The 16,100-nt window shown below is 65.1% G+C and carries 14 protein-coding genes; 5 read left to right on the top strand and 9 right to left on the bottom strand.

Translation table 11 applies throughout. From position 1 onward, the window contains the following. The first annotated feature begins 1 nt into the window (after window position 1). Window positions 2-2,419 carry a DNA topoisomerase (ATP-hydrolyzing) subunit B gene (gene gyrB / locus A6723_RS30190; RefSeq protein WP_054907583.1) on the top strand — a complete coding sequence of 806 codons (2,418 nt, stop codon included), beginning with the start codon at window positions 2-4 and terminating at the stop codon, window positions 2,417-2,419. A gap of 66 nt (window positions 2,420-2,485) precedes the next feature. Here the strand turns inward: gyrB and A6723_RS30185 are convergent, their stop codons facing one another. The 4 genes from A6723_RS30185 to glyQ all read right to left on the bottom strand — a co-directional run bounded on the left by A6723_RS30185 (window position 2,486) and on the right by glyQ (window position 6,906). Beyond that, window positions 2,486-3,259, bottom strand: a complete 774-nt coding sequence (locus A6723_RS30185) for a 1-acyl-sn-glycerol-3-phosphate acyltransferase (RefSeq protein WP_054907582.1) — start codon at window positions 3,257-3,259, stop codon at window positions 2,486-2,488. Window positions 3,260-3,272: 13 nt separating this feature from the next. Beyond that, a complete protein-coding gene (gmhB, locus tag A6723_RS30180) occupies window positions 3,273-3,803 on the bottom strand; it encodes a D-glycero-beta-D-manno-heptose 1,7-bisphosphate 7-phosphatase (RefSeq protein ID WP_054907581.1) in 531 nt (176 codons plus the stop codon). Window positions 3,804-3,904: 101 nt separating this feature from the next. Further along, on the bottom strand, window positions 3,905-5,959 hold the full coding sequence (gene glyS, locus A6723_RS30175) for a glycine--tRNA ligase subunit beta (RefSeq protein WP_054907580.1): 2,055 nt from the start codon (window positions 5,957-5,959) through the stop codon (window positions 3,905-3,907). Next, a complete protein-coding gene (glyQ, locus tag A6723_RS30170; protein WP_015474809.1) occupies window positions 5,959-6,906 on the bottom strand; it encodes a glycine--tRNA ligase subunit alpha in 948 nt (315 codons plus the stop codon). The genes glyS and glyQ overlap by 1 nt, the downstream gene beginning before the upstream one ends. Before the next feature lie 189 nt (window positions 6,907-7,095). Between glyQ and A6723_RS30165 the strand changes: the two genes are divergently transcribed. Continuing rightward, window positions 7,096-7,650, top strand: a complete 555-nt coding sequence (locus A6723_RS30165) for a DNA-3-methyladenine glycosylase I (RefSeq protein ID WP_054907579.1) — start codon at window positions 7,096-7,098, stop codon at window positions 7,648-7,650. Here the strand turns inward: A6723_RS30165 and xrtQ are convergent. Further along, entirely contained in the window at window positions 7,647-8,984 is a 1,338-nt protein-coding gene (gene xrtQ, locus A6723_RS32315; protein WP_218187769.1) for an exosortase Q, read from the bottom strand. The two genes, A6723_RS30165 and xrtQ, sit on opposite strands and share 4 nt — an antisense overlap. Next, window positions 8,981-10,972, bottom strand: coding sequence for a VIT domain-containing protein (locus tag A6723_RS30155; protein WP_054907578.1), 1,992 nt, complete (start codon window positions 10,970-10,972; stop codon window positions 8,981-8,983). The genes xrtQ and A6723_RS30155 overlap by 4 nt, the downstream gene beginning before the upstream one ends. A 170-nt stretch (window positions 10,973-11,142) precedes the next feature. Between A6723_RS30155 and A6723_RS30150 the strand changes: the two genes are divergently transcribed. The 3 genes from A6723_RS30150 to A6723_RS30140 all read left to right on the top strand — a co-directional run bounded on the left by A6723_RS30150 (window position 11,143) and on the right by A6723_RS30140 (window position 13,765). Then, the gene (locus A6723_RS30150) at window positions 11,143-12,030 is read left to right on the top strand and encodes a lysophospholipid acyltransferase (protein WP_045214198.1); all 888 of its coding nucleotides are present in this window, start codon (window positions 11,143-11,145) and stop codon (window positions 12,028-12,030) included. 97 nt (window positions 12,031-12,127) lie between these two features. Continuing rightward, window positions 12,128-13,441, top strand: a complete 1,314-nt coding sequence (locus A6723_RS30145) for an Nramp family divalent metal transporter (RefSeq protein WP_054907577.1) — start codon at window positions 12,128-12,130, stop codon at window positions 13,439-13,441. Between the two features lie 57 nt (window positions 13,442-13,498). Next, window positions 13,499-13,765, top strand: a complete 267-nt coding sequence (locus tag A6723_RS30140) for a PilZ domain-containing protein (protein ID WP_024765017.1) — start codon at window positions 13,499-13,501, stop codon at window positions 13,763-13,765. Window positions 13,766-13,837: 72 nt separating this feature from the next. Here A6723_RS30140 and ehuA read toward each other — a convergent pair whose 3' ends face one another. The 3 genes from ehuA to ehuC are packed head-to-tail and all read right to left on the bottom strand — an operon-like array spanning window position 13,838 to window position 16,031. Next, window positions 13,838-14,662, bottom strand: a complete 825-nt coding sequence (ehuA, locus tag A6723_RS30135) for an ectoine/hydroxyectoine ABC transporter ATP-binding protein EhuA (RefSeq protein WP_054907636.1) — start codon at window positions 14,660-14,662, stop codon at window positions 13,838-13,840. A gap of 56 nt (window positions 14,663-14,718) precedes the next feature. Continuing rightward, complete coding sequence (ehuD, locus tag A6723_RS30130; RefSeq protein WP_024765019.1) at window positions 14,719-15,375, bottom strand: ectoine/hydroxyectoine ABC transporter permease subunit EhuD; 657 nt, start codon at window positions 15,373-15,375, stop codon at window positions 14,719-14,721. After that, window positions 15,375-16,031: an ectoine/hydroxyectoine ABC transporter permease subunit EhuC gene (ehuC, locus tag A6723_RS30125; RefSeq protein WP_054907576.1), complete on the bottom strand. Its 657-nt coding sequence runs from the start codon at window positions 16,029-16,031 to the stop codon at window positions 15,375-15,377. Before ehuC ends, ehuD begins: the two co-directional genes overlap by 1 nt. Window positions 16,032-16,100 lie beyond the last annotated feature (69 nt).

Genomic DNA, 16,100 nt, shown 5'->3' with positions numbered 1-16,100 from the left:
AATGAGCGAGAACACCTACGACTCTTCCAGTATCAAGGTACTGAAGGGGCTGGATGCCGTACGTAAGCGTCCGGGCATGTACATCGGTGATACCGACGACGGCACTGGCCTGCACCACATGGTCTTCGAGGTCGTGGACAACTCGATCGACGAAGCGCTGGCGGGCTACTGCAGCGAGATCAGCATCACCATTCACACCGATGAATCCATCACCGTGCGCGACAACGGTCGCGGCATTCCGGTGGATATCCACAAGGAAGAAGGGGTCTCCGCGGCCGAGGTCATCATGACCGTCCTTCACGCCGGCGGTAAGTTCGACGACAACAGCTACAAGGTCTCCGGCGGTCTGCACGGCGTAGGTGTGTCGGTGGTGAACGCCCTCTCCCACGAGCTGCGCCTGACCATCCGCCGTGAAGGCAAGGTCTGGGAACAGGTTTATCACCACGGTGTCCCGCAATTCCCGCTGCGCCCGGTGGGCGATACCGAAGGTTCGGGCACCGAGGTTCACTTCAAGCCCTCTCCGGAAACCTTCCACAACATCCATTTCAGCTGGGATATCCTGGCCAAGCGGATCCGCGAACTGTCCTTCCTGAACTCCGGCGTGGGCATCGTCCTGCGCGATGAGCGTGCCGGCAAGGAAGAGCTGTTCAAGTACGAGGGCGGCCTGCGTGCCTTCGTCGAGTACCTGAACACCAACAAGACCGCGGTGAACCAGGTCTTCCACTTCAACTGTCAGCGTGAAGAAGACGGCGTCGGCGTGGAAGTTGCCCTGCAGTGGAACGACAGCTTCAACGAGAACATCCTCTGCTTCACCAACAACATTCCCCAGCGTGACGGCGGTACCCACCTGGCAGGCTTCCGCTCTGCCCTCACCCGTCACCTGAACAACTACATCGAGCAGGAAGGCCTGGCGAAGAAGTTCAAGATCGCCACCACCGGCGACGATGCCCGTGAAGGTCTGACCGCGATCATTTCGGTGAAGGTGCCGGACCCGAAGTTCAGCTCGCAGACCAAGGACAAGCTGGTTTCCTCGGAGGTGAAGACCGCCGTGGAACAGGAGATGGGCAAGTACTTCGCCGACTTCCTGCTGGAGAACCCGAACGAAGCCAAGGCCGTGGTCGGCAAGATGATCGACGCCGCCCGCGCCCGTGAAGCTGCGCGCAAGGCTCGTGAGATGACCCGCCGCAAGGGCGCGCTGGACATCGCCGGCCTGCCGGGCAAGCTCGCCGACTGCCAGGAGAAGGACCCTGCCCTCTCCGAACTGTACATCGTGGAGGGTGACTCCGCGGGCGGTTCTGCCAAGCAGGGCCGTAACCGCAAGACCCAGGCGATCCTGCCGCTCAAGGGCAAGATCCTCAACGTCGAGAAGGCACGTTTCGACAAGATGCTGTCCTCCCAGGAGGTCGGCACGCTGATCACCGCACTGGGCTGCGGTATCGGTCGCGAGGAGTACAACATCGACAAGCTGCGTTACCACAACATCATCATCATGACCGATGCTGACGTCGACGGTTCGCACATCCGTACCCTGCTGCTGACCTTCTTCTTCCGTCAGCTGCCGGAGCTGGTCGAGCGCGGCTACATCTACATTGCTCAGCCACCGCTGTACAAGGTCAAGCGCGGCAAGCAAGAGCAGTACATCAAGGACGACGTGGCCATGGAAGAGTACATGACCCAGTCGGCCCTCGAAGAGGCCAGCGTGCATGTCAACGAAAGTGCCCCGGGCCTGTCCGGCGAAGCGCTGGAGAAGCTGGTCAACGAGTACCGCAACGTCATGCGTACGCTGTCCCGCCTGTCCCGTCTCTATCCGCAGGACCTGACCGAGCACTTCGTCTACCTGCCGCGCATTGATGTCGACCAACTGGGCGACCAGGCTGCCATGCAGGGCTGGCTGGACCAGTACCAGGCTCGCCTGAAGGCCGCGGAGAAATCCGGTCTGGTGTACAAGGTCAACCTGCGGGAAGACCGCGAGCGTCACCTGTGGCTGCCGGAAGTCGAGATGGTTGCCCATGGCCTGTCGAGCTACGTCACCTTCAACCGCGACTTCTTCGCCAGCAACGACTACCGGTCGGTGACCGAGCTGGGCGCCAAGCTGAACAGTCTGTTGGAAGAAGGCGCCTACGTGCAGAAGGGCGAGCGCAAGAAGGCCGTCAGCAGCTTCAAGGAAGCCCTGGAGTGGCTGATGACCGAAGGCACCAAGCGTCACAGCATCCAGCGATACAAAGGACTGGGCGAGATGAACCCGGACCAGCTGTGGGAAACCACTATGGACCCGAACGTGCGCCGCATGCTGAAGGTGACCATCGAGGATGCCATCGCCGCCGACCAGCTGTTCAACACCCTGATGGGCGATGCCGTGGAGCCGCGCCGCGACTTCATCGAGAGCAACGCCCTGGCGGTATCCAACCTGGACGTCTGATTCGGGAAAGCTACAGGCAAAAAGAAAGGGCCCTTCGGGGCCCTTTTCTTTTGTCGGCGGGAAGCGTCAGGAGGCTTCGGCAACTGCCTGTGGCGTGGCATCGACCGGCAGCTCGCCCATCTCGCGCAGGGTCTGCGCAACCCAGTTCTCGGCGCGCTGGTTGAGCTCGGTAATGGCGCGTGCGCCCTCGCCTTCTGCATACATGGCCGGGCCGATCACCACCTGGATGGTGCCAGGGAACTTCGCCCAGCCGTTCTTCGGCCAGCAGTGCCCGGCGTTGTGCGCGATCGGCAGAACCGGCAGGTTGGCGTTGACCGCCAGTGCCGCGCCGCCGCGGGAGAACTTGCCGATCTGGCCCGTGGGAACGCGGGTGCCTTCCGGGAAGATCAGTACCCAGGCGCCCTGCTTGAGGCGCTCGTCACCCTGTTTGGCGATCTGCTTGAGGGCCAGCTTCGGTTGATCGCGGTTGATCGCAATGGGCTTGAGCAGCGCCATGGCCCAGCCGAAGAAGGGAACGAACAGCAACTCGCGCTTGAGTACCTGGCTGAGCGGCTCGAAGTAGCCGGTGAGGAAGAAGGTCTCCCAGGTGCTCTGGTGCTTGGCGAGGATCACACAGGGCTGGTCCGGGATGTTCTCCGCACCCTTGAGTTCGTAGCGCACGCCGACCATCACGCCGGCGAGCCAGACGGCGAACTTGCACCAGGCCTGCGCGATGAAGCGGTAGCGCGCGCGGAATGGCAGGAAGGGCGCGATGAGCAGGCTGAGGGTGCCCCAGACGAAGGCGCTGGACGACAGCAGCAGGTAGAAGAGAACGGTTCTGATGGCCTGCACTATCGACATGGGAGATGGATCCTCAGGAAAGTAGGTGGTCGGCAACCGCTGCCAGATCGTCGAATACCAGCGTGCCTTCTGGCAACGTCTTGGCCAACGTACGCTCGCCCTTGCCGGTCTTTACCAACACGGGCAGACAATCGACGGCCAGCGCAGCGTCCAGGTCACCCCGGCTGTCACCGACGAACCAGACGCCCTTCAGATCTACGCCGTAGTGCTGGGCTATCTGCCGCAGCATACCGGGTTTCGGCTTGCGGCAGTCGCAGCCGTCGTCGGGACCATGGGGACAGTAGACCACCATCCCGAGTTCACCGCCCTGCTCCGCCACCAGTTCGCGCAGGCGCGCGTGCATGCTTTCCAGCGTGGCCAGGTCGTAATAGCCCCGGGCGATGCCGGACTGGTTGGTGGCCACGGCTACGGTCCAGCCGGCTTTGCTGAGGCGCGCGATGGCAGTGATGGCGCTGGGGATCGGGATCCACTCGGCGAGGGATTTGATGTAGTCGTCGGAGTCCTGGTTGATGACGCCGTCACGGTCGAGGATCAGTAGCTTCATGGGGGCTTCGGTAAGTCAGGCGCGTGGAGAAGTCGGAAACGAAAAAGCCGGGAGTCCGTTACGGCGAACCGTTTCGAACTCCCGGCTTCCTCAGGCAGGCATCAGCCCAGCAGCGAGATGTCGGCGACGCCGAGGAACAGCCCGCGAAGCTTGGCCAGCAGTGCGTAGCGGTTGGCCTTCACGGCGCTGTCGTCCGCGTTGACCAGTACTTCCTCGAAGAAGGCATCGACCGGCGCGCGCAGGGCCGCCAGTTGGGCCAGAGCTGCGCGATAATCGCGAGCCGCGGCCAACGGAGCTACCTCTGCCTCGGCGCTTGCCACGGCGCTGCCAAGGGCCTTCTCGGCGGTCTCGGCGAACAGGCTGGCGTTGACGGTGGCAGGCACCTCGCCTTCTGCCTTGGCCAGGATGTTCGACACGCGCTTGTTGGCAGCGGCCAGGGCTGCGGCTTCTGGCAACTGGCGGAACGCCTGAACGGCCTGCACGCGCTGGTCGAAGTCCAGCGGAGCGGTCGGCTTGAGCGCGCGCACGGCCTGGTACACGGCAACGTCCACGCCTTCGTCCTCGTAGCGAGCACGCAGGCGATCAAAGACGAAGTCCTGTACCTGCTCGGACAGACCCTCGGCTTTCACCTTGTCGCCGTACTGGGCCACGGCGACGCCGATGGCGTCGACCAGGTCCAGGTCCAGCTGCTTTTCGATGAGGATGCGCAGCACGCCCAGGGCGGCACGGCGCAGGGCGTACGGGTCCTTGCTGCCGGTGGGCAGCATGCCGATGCCGAAGATGCCGACCAGGGTGTCGAGCTTGTCGGCCACGGCGACTGAGGCGCCGGTGAGGGTGCCCGGCAATTCCGCGCCAGCGCCGCGCGGCATGTACTGCTCGTTCAGCGCCAGGGCGACGTCCTTCGCTTCGCCACCGGCAGTGGCGTAGTAGTAACCGGCGATGCCTTGCATCTCCGGGAACTCGCCGACCATCTCGGTGGCCAGGTCGCACTTGGAGAGGATGCCGGCGCGGGCGGCGTTGGTCGCGTCACCACCGATGCGCTCGGCGATGTAGGCGGCCAGCTTGGAGACGCGCTCGGCCTTCTCGTACACGGTGCCGAGCTGGGCCTGGAACACCACGTTCTTCAGGCGAGCGTTGAAGGCTTCCAGCGGCTGCTTCTGGTCCTGCTTGAAGAAGAACTCGGCGTCGGTCAGGCGCGGGCGCACGACCTTCTCGTTGCCGGAAACGATGTTCTCCGGCGCCTTGCTCTCGACGTTGGCCACGGTGATGAAGCGCGGCAGCAGCTTGCCGTTGGCGTCCAGCAGGCAGAAGTACTTCTGGTTGTCCTGCATGGTGGTGATCAGGGCTTCCTGCGGCACGGCGAGGAAGCGCTCCTCGAAGGAGCACACCAGCGGCACCGGCCACTCGACCAGCGCGGTCACTTCATCCAGCAGGTCGGCCGGGACGATGGCGCTGCCCTTCTGCTCGGCGGCCAGTTCGGCGACGCGCTTGGAGATGATCTCGCGGCGCTCGGCGAAGTCAGCCAGTACGTAGGCGCTGCGCAGGTCTTCCAGGTAGTTGGCCGGAGCGGTGATGCGCACGTTGGCCGGATTGTGGAAGCGATGGCCGCGGGATTCGCGACCGGCTTTCTTGGTGAGGATCTCGCAGTCGACGACGTCATCGCCGAACAGCATCACCAGCCACTGGGTCGGACGCACGAACTCTTCGCGACGGGCAGCCCAGCGCATGCGCTTGGGAATCGGCAGCTCGTTTAGCGAGGTTTCGACGATGCCCGGCAGCAGGCCCACGGCGGGCTGGCCGGCGATGGTCTGGCTGAACTTCAGCTTCGGGCCGCTCTTGTCGATCAGCTCCAGGTCCACGCCGCACTTCTTGGCGAAGCCCAGGGCGGCCTGGGTCGGATTGCCGCTGGCGTCGAAGGCAGCCTGCACCGGCGGGCCGTCGAGGTTCACGGTACGGTCGGGCTGCTGCACGGCAAGCTGGTCGATCTGCACGGCCAGGCGGCGCGGCGCGGCGTAGCAGCGTGCGGCGGCGTAAGTCAGGCCGGCGGCCTTCAGGCCCTTCTCGATGCCGGCCAGGAAGGCTTCACCGAGGCTCTTCAGCGCCTTGGGTGGCAGCTCTTCGGTGCCCAGTTCGACGAGGAAATCCTTCGCGCTCATTATTCGGCCTCCTTCAGCTTGGCCAGTACTTCGTCACGCAGTTCGGGTGTGGCCATCGGGAAGCCGAGGCGGGCGCGGGCCTGCAGGTAGCTCTGCGCCACGGCACGGGCCAGGGTGCGCACGCGCAGGATGTAGCGCTGACGCTCGGTCACTGAGATGGCGCGGCGGGCGTCCAGCAGGTTGAAGGTGTGCGAGGCCTTGAGGACCATCTCGTAGGTCGGCAGCGGCAGCTGCAGCTCGATCAGGCGGTTGGCTTCGCTTTCGTAGAAGTCGAACAGCTCGAAGAGTTTCTCGACGTTGGCGTGCTCGAAGTTGTAGGTCGACTGTTCTACTTCGTTCTGGTGGAACACGTCGCCATAGGTGACCTTGCCGAACGGGCCGTCGGCCCACACCAGGTCATATACCGAGTCGACGCCCTGGATGTACATGGCCAGGCGTTCCAGGCCGTAGGTGATCTCACCGGTGACCGGGTAGCACTCGATGCCGCCCACTTGCTGGAAGTAGGTGAACTGGGTGACTTCCATGCCGTTCAGCCAGATTTCCCAGCCCAGGCCCCAGGCGCCGAGGGTCGGCGATTCCCAGTTGTCCTCGACGAAGCGGATGTCGTGCACCAGCGGGTCGATGCCGATGGCCTGCAGCGAGCCCAGGTACAGCTCCTGGAAGTTTTCCGGGTTGGGCTTCAGGACCACCTGGAACTGGTAGTAGTGCTGCAGGCGGTTGGGGTTCTCGCCGTAGCGGCCGTCGGTGGGGCGGCGGCTGGGTTGCACGTACGCCGCGTTCCAGGTTTCCGGGCCCACGGCGCGGAGGAAGGTGGCGGTGTGGAAGGTGCCGGCGCCTACTTCCATGTCGTAGGGCTGCAGCACCACACAGCCCTGATCGGCCCAGTATTTTTGCAGGGCGAGGATCAGGTCCTGGAAGGTGGGCACGGCGGGCGTAGTCTGGCTCACGAATTTCACCTGTGCTGGATATGCGACTAAAACCCGGCAGTATACCCCAAGACGCTTGCAGCTTGGGCTTCTCAGCGATTTCCGGCCGCCCGGCGGGAGTTCACGAATCGAGCGGAAAATTCTCCAGGTAACTGTATTTTCATACAGTGAATTGTCTATAGTCGGACTTTCCTTGTCAGGACGATCGCCATGCCCCGCTGCTTCTGGTGTAACGACGACCCGCTGTACATCGCCTACCACGATGCCGAATGGGGCGTGCCCCAGCGCGATGCGCGGGCGTTGTTCGAGATGCTCATTCTCGAAGGCGCGCAGGCGGGGCTTTCGTGGATCACCGTGCTGAAGAAGCGTGAGCGCTACCGTGAGGTGCTGTTCGGCTTCGATCCCGAGCGCCTGGCGCGCATGAGCGACGAGGAGATCGAGGAGCGCATGCAGGACCCGGGCATCATCCGCAACTTCGCCAAGCTCAAGGCGGCGCGGCAGAACGCCCGGGCCTGGCTGGAGCTGGATGACCCGGTGACGTTCCTCTGGTCCTTCGTCGGCGGTAAGCCGAAGGTCAATCACTTCAGCGAACGTGGCCAGGTGCCGGCGGTGACGCCCGAGGCCGAGGCGATGAGCAAGGCGCTGCGCAAGGCCGGTTTCAACTTTGTCGGCCCGACCATCTGCTACGCCTTCATGCAGGCCACCGGCATGGTGATGGACCACACCACCGACTGCGACCGCTACGCCCAGCTGACCCGCGCCTAAGGCAGCGGGCTGGCCAGGGTGACGGCCAGCCATGGTCCCGTGGAACGCCCGGAGAGTGCCGACCAGTACCAGGCCGAAGTATCGGAGAAGGACTGGCCGGCAGCGTCCTGAATGTAGTCGCAGACCTGCAACGTCACGCCGTCGCGCGTGACGACGAAGCAGCGCTGCAAACCTTCTGCTCCCACGCGCTTGTGCAGTTGCGTCTGCTCGATGTGGTAGCCGATGGCGCGGAAGCAGTCTTCCGCCGGGTGCAGCTTGCGCGTCGGCCGCAGCACCTGGCGCAGCACGATGCTGCGCTGGCCATCGGTGAAGCGGCCGAGCTGGCCGGGGAAGCCTTCAGCAAAGCGTTGCTCCACCGGAGAAAGAGCGAGTGGCCGCAACAGCCGACCTTCGAACTGCGCCGGCCATTCGTGAGGCGCGCTCACATTTGCGGCGGCGGAACCCGGCGCCCACAGCGGCCAGATGATTGCCAGCAGCAATGCGCCCAGGAAAGTTGCCTGGACGCTTGCCGGTGCCGTGGAGCACGCTGAATCGCCCAGCGCAGGCGCCTCGAATGAACGCCGCCCGATCACCCGCAGGATCACTCCGCACACCACCGCGAACACCAGCAAGCCGACGCCTTCGTGCGCCCAGCCGGGAAATCCACTTGCCCTGCTTTCGCCCCACACCAGCAGCGTGTTGCGCAGGATATTGCCGCCCAACACCAGCATGCCCACCAGCGGCAACCGGCGCAGCAACAGCCGGTCTGGCAGGCGCAGCCAGGCCGCCAGCGCGCAGGCGGCGAAGTAGCCGACCCAGGCCATCTGGATGCCCGAGCAGGGCGCATCGACCATGATCCACTGGCCATCGACCAACAGCGCGCTGCCCTGCCGCTCCACCGACCAGGGGCCGAGGCGCAACAGCCAGGTGCTGACCTCGGCGGTGATCACCCGCAGCGGATAACCGACGAAGAATTGCAGCGACGACAGCAGCGGCAGAGACAGGAAACCCAGGCCGAGCCAGGACAGCCAGGGTTGATCGGGCGAGCGCAGGCTGAGGATCACCAGCAACAGTGCCAGCACCGAGGCCAGCCCGCGCAACAGCGGCGGCAGCAGCGACTGGCTGAGCGTCGCCACCAGCAGCAAGCCCACCGCGAGCGCCAGCCATATCAGCCGCGGCTGCGCCCGCAGGCTGGAGCGGTCACGCCAGAGCAACAGTCCCAGCGCCGCCAGGGCGATGATTCCCAGCGGATCGTCCGAGCCATCGCCCAGCCGGCGTACGGCCCACAACCAACTGGGCCAAGCGGCGAGCGCGGCGAGTGCCAACCAGCTCCAGCCAGGCAGGCGGCGCGTCATGCCGCCTTCCTCCGCCACCACCATGCGCCAAGGCCGGCGAACAGCAGCATGGCCCAGACGCCGGGTTCGGGTGTGCCCGGCACCGTGCTGCCGATAGCGCTGTTGTTCACGCCCTGGGGCAACGGCAGGGGTTGATCAACGGATTGGATCGCCTGCGGATCGGGGTTGCGCACTTGCTGGTCGACGGCGATGAACGAGGTATAGGGCGTGAGCAGCTGATACTTCAGGCCGAGGTCGAGAATCTGCGAGCTGAATTCAAAGCCGCCATCGAGGGCTTCCTGGTCCATCAGGCTGGCCAGCCGTTTACGCGCCCAGAGGTGAGCGAGGGCGTCGCGGTTCTCACCGAGACCGGTTGCGCTGATCGGCAGGCGTGCCTGGAACGGGCCATCCGCCGCGTGGGCATCGATTCGCAGTTCGCCGCGGGGCTCGCCCTTCCATTTGCCGAACAGCACCAGTGGGCGATTGGCGAAGAGGTCGGGCAGTTGCTGCGGTTCGACGTCGTAGACCTCCAGCCCTTCGAAGCTCGCGCGAAGACCTTGCAGCAGCGGGCTGTCGATCATGCGGCGCAAGCGCTCGGCCTGCTCCCCGGCCGATGCCTTGTCGGTGACGATGAAGGGCTCGCCCTGCCGCGCCCGCGCCAGGCCTTCGATCAGGCTACGGTTCACTGAGGTACCGATGCCAAAGGCAAACAGGTTGGCCTTGCCCAGGTTCTCGCGGACCAGTTGATAGGCGTTGCTTTCGACGCTGACGAAACCGTCGGTAATCACCACGAAGCTGCGCGAACGCTCCGGGTCGGTGGGCATCGCCAGCGCTTCGCGCAGGGCCGGCATCAGTTCGGTGCCGCCGGCGCCCTGTTCGCCATTGAGCATGTCGGTGGCGCGGCGGAGGTTGGCCGGCGTGGCCGCGAGGGAAGTGTCGGCGAGCTTGCGGTTGTCGCCGGAGAACAGCAGCAGGTTGAAGGTGTCGCTCGGGCGCAGGCGGCCGATCAGGTCGCGCAGCAGGGCCTTGGTGGTGTCCAGCGGGAAGCCGTTCATGGAGCCGGATACGTCGACGATGAACACATAGTCCCGCGGCACGATGAGCCTGGCATCCGGCGTGCGCGGTGGCGTGACCATGGCGAGGAAGAAGTTCTCCTGCGCGCCGCGCGACAGTAGCAGGCCGCTTTGCACCTGATCGCCGCCCAGACGATAGTCGAGTATGAAGTCGCGGTTGTTGCCGGCAGCCTCGTCGGCGGCCAGGTGGAGGGTGGCGCGCTGACCGTCACGCTGAATTTCGATGTGGTGCGAGGGCGAAGCAATCTCGCCGATCTGCACCGGTGCGAGCAACTCCATCTGCAGGGCGAATTGCGTGGCGGAGGCCTGGCCCTGTTGCAGGTAGGGCGTCGAAATCCACGGCTGGTTGCCGCTGCCGGAAGTGCCTTTGCCGTTGTAGCGCGGGCCGACCACGGTGGGGAATACGAACTGATAGCGTCCGTCAGTGGGCACCAGCAGCTCGCTGTAGCGCAGCTCTACCTGCACCACGTCGCCGGGCAGGATGTTGGCGACCTGCATCTGGAACACGTTCTCGCGCTCTTGCTCCAGCAGCGCGGCGGTCTTGCCCGCGCTCTTGGCCTGTTGGTACTCGGCCTGGGCCTTCTGCTTCTCGCGGATCTGCGCCTGGATCACCCGTTCGCCCAGGCGCACGGTCATCCCGTGGACGGCGGCGCGGGTCGAGGCAGGGAAGACATAGCGCGCTTCCAGCGGCGTCGCGCCCTGGTTTCGGTACTCCTGGGTCACCCTCACCTCGGCGATGTTGCCGAGCACGCGGGCATCCACGCGGGTCGCCTTGAGCGGCAGTGCATCGACGGACGCGTCGGCGCTCTCGACGAAGAAGTAGGGGCTGGCATTGTTTTCATTCAAGGCGCTGTCGTCGTCGGCCAACGCCGCCAGGCTGGCGCTCATGGCCATCAGCAGGCAGCACAACTGTGCAAGTAAGGTTCGGGTACGCATCGCGGGCCTCCGGGCCTGTGGATCGGATGGCTGCAGGTTGCGCGCGCGGTGTGGGCGCCGCGTGTTCGCTCTGTGCTGATTGTGTGGAGGCAAGGTGGAGGCGGCCGGCGATGCCCGAAATACCGGCGCGAGCGGCTACAATGGCCGCCATATGCTTGAAGGAGTTTTCCGTGGAGAAATTCAAGGGCGCACTGGTGGTGGGCTTCCTGCGGTTGTTCGCCATGCTGCCGTGGCGCGCGGTGGGCGCATTGGGCGCGGGCATTGGCTGGCTGATGTGGAAGCTGCCCAACCGCTCCCGCGAGATCGTGCGGATCAACCTGTCGCACTGCTTCCCCGAGCTGTCCGAAGCCGAGCTGGAAAAGCTCGTCGGCCGGAGCCTGATGGACATCGGTCGCACGCTCACCGAGAGCGCCTGCGCCTGGATGTGGTCGCCGCAGAAGTCGCTGCAGTACATCCGCGAAGTGGAAGGCATGGAAGTGCTGGAAGAAGCGCTGGCCTCCGGTGACGGCCTGGTCGGCATCACCAGCCACCTGGGCAACTGGGAAGTGCTCAACCACTTCTACTGCTCCTACGCCAAGCCGATCATCTTCTACCGTCCGCCCAAGCTGAAGGCGGTGGACGACCTGCTGAAAAAGCAGCGCGTGCAACTGGGCAACCGCGTCGCGCCGTCCACGCCCGAAGGCATCAAGAGTGTGATCAAGGAAGTGAAGAACGGCGGCTGCGTCGGTATTCCCTGCGATCCGGAACCGGACCTCGGCTCGGGCCTGTTCGTGCCTTACCTGGGCACCACGGCGCTGACCAGCAAGTTCGTGCCGTCGCTGCTCTCGCGCGGCAAGGCGCGCGGGGTGTTCTTCCACGCCGTGCGCCTGCCCGATGGCAGCGGCTACAAGGTGATCCTCGAAGCCGCGCCGGCGGACATGTACGACAAGGACATGGAGGTGTCCGTGGCTGCGCTCAGCCGCGAGCTAGCCAAGTACGTGCGTGCGTATCCGAGCCAGTACATGTGGACCATGAAGCGCTTCAAGAAGCGGCCCGAAGGCGAGGCGAAGTGGTACTGAGCGCGCCCCGCTCAATCGACCCGATAGGCGCGGCGCCCCTGGATTGTTGAAGCGCGGGACGTCAGGCTGAACGTCCCACGCTCCAGGAACCTCGCCCATGCTCGGCCTGCCGACCACCGCCACCGCGCCGTTCTGCCCCTCGGAAGTCAAAGGCAGCATCCAGGTCGCGGCCAGCGCGCCACTGTGGAAGCGCATCCTGCAGTTCGCCGGCCCCGGCCTGCTGGTCTCCATCGGCTACATGGACCCGGGCAACTGGGCCACCGCCATCGAAGCCGGCTCCGGCTTCGGCTACCAGTTGCTGTTCGTGGTGCTGCTGTCGAGCCTCGCCGGCATGGTCCTGCAATGCCTGGCCATGCGCCTGGGCATTGTCACCGGGCAAGACCTGGCGCAGCTCTCACGCAGTCGCTACAGCCTGGGCGGGGCGCGCCTGCAATGGCTGCTGGCTGAACTGTCGATCGTCGCCACGGACCTTGCCGAAGTGCTCGGCTGCGCCCTCGCCTTCCACCTGTTGCTGGGTGTCGACCTGGTCACCGGCGTCATCCTCACCGCCTTCGACACGCTCATCGTGCTCGGCCTCAAGGGCCAGCGCTTCCGCCACCTGGAAGCGATCATGCTCGGCCTGATTATCACCATCAGCGGTTGCTACCTGGTCGAGCTGCTCCTCATCAAGCCGCACTGGCCGGACGTTGCCGCCGGCTTCCTGCCCAGCTGGGACGCCATCAGCCAACGCGAACCGCTGTACCTGGCCATCGGCATCCTTGGCGCCACGGTGATGCCGCACAACCTCTACCTGCATTCCTCCATCGTGCAGACGCGCCAGGTAAGCGGCAGCAACGGCAAGGCCGCGGCGATCCGCCTGACGCGCATCGACACGGTGGTCTCGCTGAGCCTCGCGTTGCTGATCAACGCCGCCATCCTGATCCTCGCCGCCGCGGCCTTCCACGAAACCGGCCACACCGGCGTCACCGAAATCCAGGACGCCTACCGCCTGCTCGAACCGCTGGTGGGCACCGGGCTGGCGGCGATTCTCTTCGGCGTTGCGCTGCTCGCTTCGGGGCAGAGTTCCACCTTCACCGGCACCATCGCCGGGCAGGTGATCATGGAAGGCTTCCTGCAGATGAAGATCCCCTGCTGGCAGCGCCGCCTGATCACCCGCGCGCTGGCACTGATCCCGGCGCTGATCGGCGTGCTGATGCTGGGCGACAAGGCGATCGGCAAGCTGCTGGTGCTCAGCCAGGTGGTGCTCAGCCTGCAACTGCCCTTCGCACTCTGGCCGCTGATCCGCTTCACCAGCGATCGCGCGCTGATGGGCGAGTTCGTCAACAGCCTGCTGACCCGCGTGCTGGCGTGGACCTTGTTCTGCGTCATCAGCGCCGCCAATCTCTGGCTGCTGCTGCAACTGCTGGCTTGACCTGACCCATGGGTTTGAGGCCCATTAATGCGCTGACATTCAGGACGGATGCCATCCATGGCCAACCAAAGGCAGTACCCGCGGACCCCGATGAAGTGCCGGATCAAGATCAGCCACCCCGACTTCGGCGACGTGTTCGGCCACACCCGTGATTTGTCGGACGGCGGCGTCTACGTTCGCCATGAAGTGCTCGCCGCACTGCCCGCGGGGACGCGGGTCACCGGCCAGGTGCAGGACATGCCCTTCGATGCACCGATTCTTGAGATGGAAGTGATGCGCACCGACGCCGAAGGCGCCGGCTTCCGCTTCGTCGCAGACGCCTGAAGGCTGCTTTTTGTAGGAACGAGGGCTAGGCGCCCCCTCGGTCCAACAGGTAAGGCAAAGCCTCCGAATCCATCAGTTCGCCTCGTTCACCGCACTCAGGAACGCCCGCGTCCGCTCGTGCTTCGGGTTGCCGAAGAACTGCTGCGGGCTGCCCTGCTCGAGGATGCTGCCCTGATGGAAGAAGCACACGCGGTCGGCGAACTCGCGGGCGAAGCCCATCTGGTGGGTAACCATGAGCATCGTCAGGTTGTGCTCGGCGCCCAGCTTGCGCACCACGTTGAGCACTTCGCCGCACAGCTCCGGGTCCAGCGCCGAGGTCACCTCGTCGAACAGCATCACCTTGGGCCGCATTGCCAGCGCGCGGGCGATGGCCACGCGCTGCTGCTGGCCGCCGGAAAGCTGCGAAGGATAGTGCTCGAGCTTGTTGCCCAGGCCGACCATCTCGAGCAGCTCCACCGCCCGTTCGCGCGCTTCGTCGCGGCGCATGCCGAGCACTTGTACCGGCGCTTCCATCACATTGCGCAGCGCGCTCATGTGCGGGAACAGATTGAAGCTCTGGAACACCATGCCGATCTTGCTGCGCACCTTGCGCACGTGGCTTTCCGGCGCGCGCACCAGGGCGTCGTTGCGCTTGAGGTGGGTCAGCGGTTCGCCGTCCACCTCGATCACGCCGCTGTCGATGGTCTCCAGGGTCATCAGCGCGCGCAGCAGGGTCGACTTGCCCGAGCCGCTGGGGCCGATGATGGCGACCTTCTCGTTGGCGCCCACTTCCAGGTTGAGGTCCTTGAGCACGCTGAAGCTGCCGTAGCTCTTGCACACGTTGCGGAAGCTGACCATGGGCTGGGCTGCCTCGGCGCGCGCGGTCGGCGAATCCTCGGTGGCGACGCGGGAGGACATGGCTCCGGCAGTTTGCAGGGAGTGAACAGTCATCGGTTTTCCTCCGGAAGAGTCAGTCATGGCAGCGCCGTGCGTTTTTCCACCTGGCGCACGACGCTGGCCAGGCTGATGGAGATGAGCAGGAAGAACACCCCGACCAGGGTGATCGGCTCCAGGTAGCGGAAGCTGTCGGAGCCGATGTTCTTCGCCTGCTGCATGATTTCCACCACCGTGATCGCGGAGAGCACCGGGGTGTCCTTGAACATGGCGATCAGGTAGTTGCCCAGCGCCGGCAATACCGGGCGGATGGCCTGGGGCAGGATCACTTCGCGGTAGGCCTTGAAGGGCGAGAAATTCAGCGCGGTAACCGCCTCCCATTGCCCGCGCGGCACCGCTTCCAGGCCGGCGCGGTAGACCTCGGCGGTGTAGCAGGCGTAATGCAGGGCGATGCCCAGGGTGCCGGCCACCAGTGCGGTCATGCTCAGCCCGTAGAGCGGCAGCACGTAGAACAGGAAGTACACCTGGATCAGCAGCGGCGTGCTGCGGATGAACTCGATCAGCCAGGCCGCCGGCCACGACAGCCAGGCGTGGCGGCTGCGCCTGGCGATGGCGAAGAGCAGGCCGAACACCACCGCCAGGGCGAAGCCCACCAGGGTGATGGCGATGGTGCGCAGCGACGCGTGCAGCAGTTGCGGCAGGATCTGCCAGGCGAAGTCCCAGTCGAAGAGTTTCATCACAGGCCTCCGTGGCTGCGGCCGTGCCCCAGCCAGCGCTCCAGGCGCCGCATGAGGAAGACGATGAGCTGGGCCATGACGAAGTACAGCACCAGGGTGAGGGCGAAGATCTTCATTGTCTCGAAGGTCGCCTGGTCCAGCTGGCGCGCCCGGAAGGTCAGGTCCGAGAGGGTGATCAGTGACACCAGCGAGGTGTTCTTCAGCAGCTCGATCAGCAGGTTGGTGCCCGGCGGAATCGCACAGAGCAGCGCCTGCGGCAGGATGATCCGACGAAAGCGCGTGAACGGAGTCATGTTCAGCGCCAGCGCCGCCTCGTACTGCCCCTTGGGCACCGAGCCGATGGCGCCGCGCATGACTTCCGCGCCGTAGGCACCGATGTGCAGGCCCAGGCCGATGATCGCCACGCTGTAGGCGCTCATCTCCAGGTTGAACGGCGGCAGCGGCAGCACGAAGTACAGCCAGAACAGCTGCACCAGCAGCGATGTGCCGCGGAACAGCTCGATGTAGCCGATCGCCAGCCAGCGTACCGCCGGCCACGGCGCGAGCCGGCCGAGCGCGGCAAGAATGGCGGCGGCCACCGCCAGCAGGGAACCGAAGACAGTCACCTGAACGGTGACCCAGGCGCCCTGCAGCAGCAGAGGAAGTAATTCACCCATGATGCGCATCCTGTAACGACAGGTTCGACTCAATGGCCGGCCGGGCGCGTCCTATGGCAGGCGCGCGCC

The organism is Pseudomonas sp. AU11447 (genome assembly GCF_001672555.2).
Classification (GTDB): domain Bacteria; phylum Pseudomonadota; class Gammaproteobacteria; order Pseudomonadales; family Pseudomonadaceae; genus Pseudomonas; species Pseudomonas nitroreducens.
The sequence above is the reverse complement of the archived record's forward strand: the minus strand, read 5'-3'. Positions and strand labels throughout refer to the sequence as shown.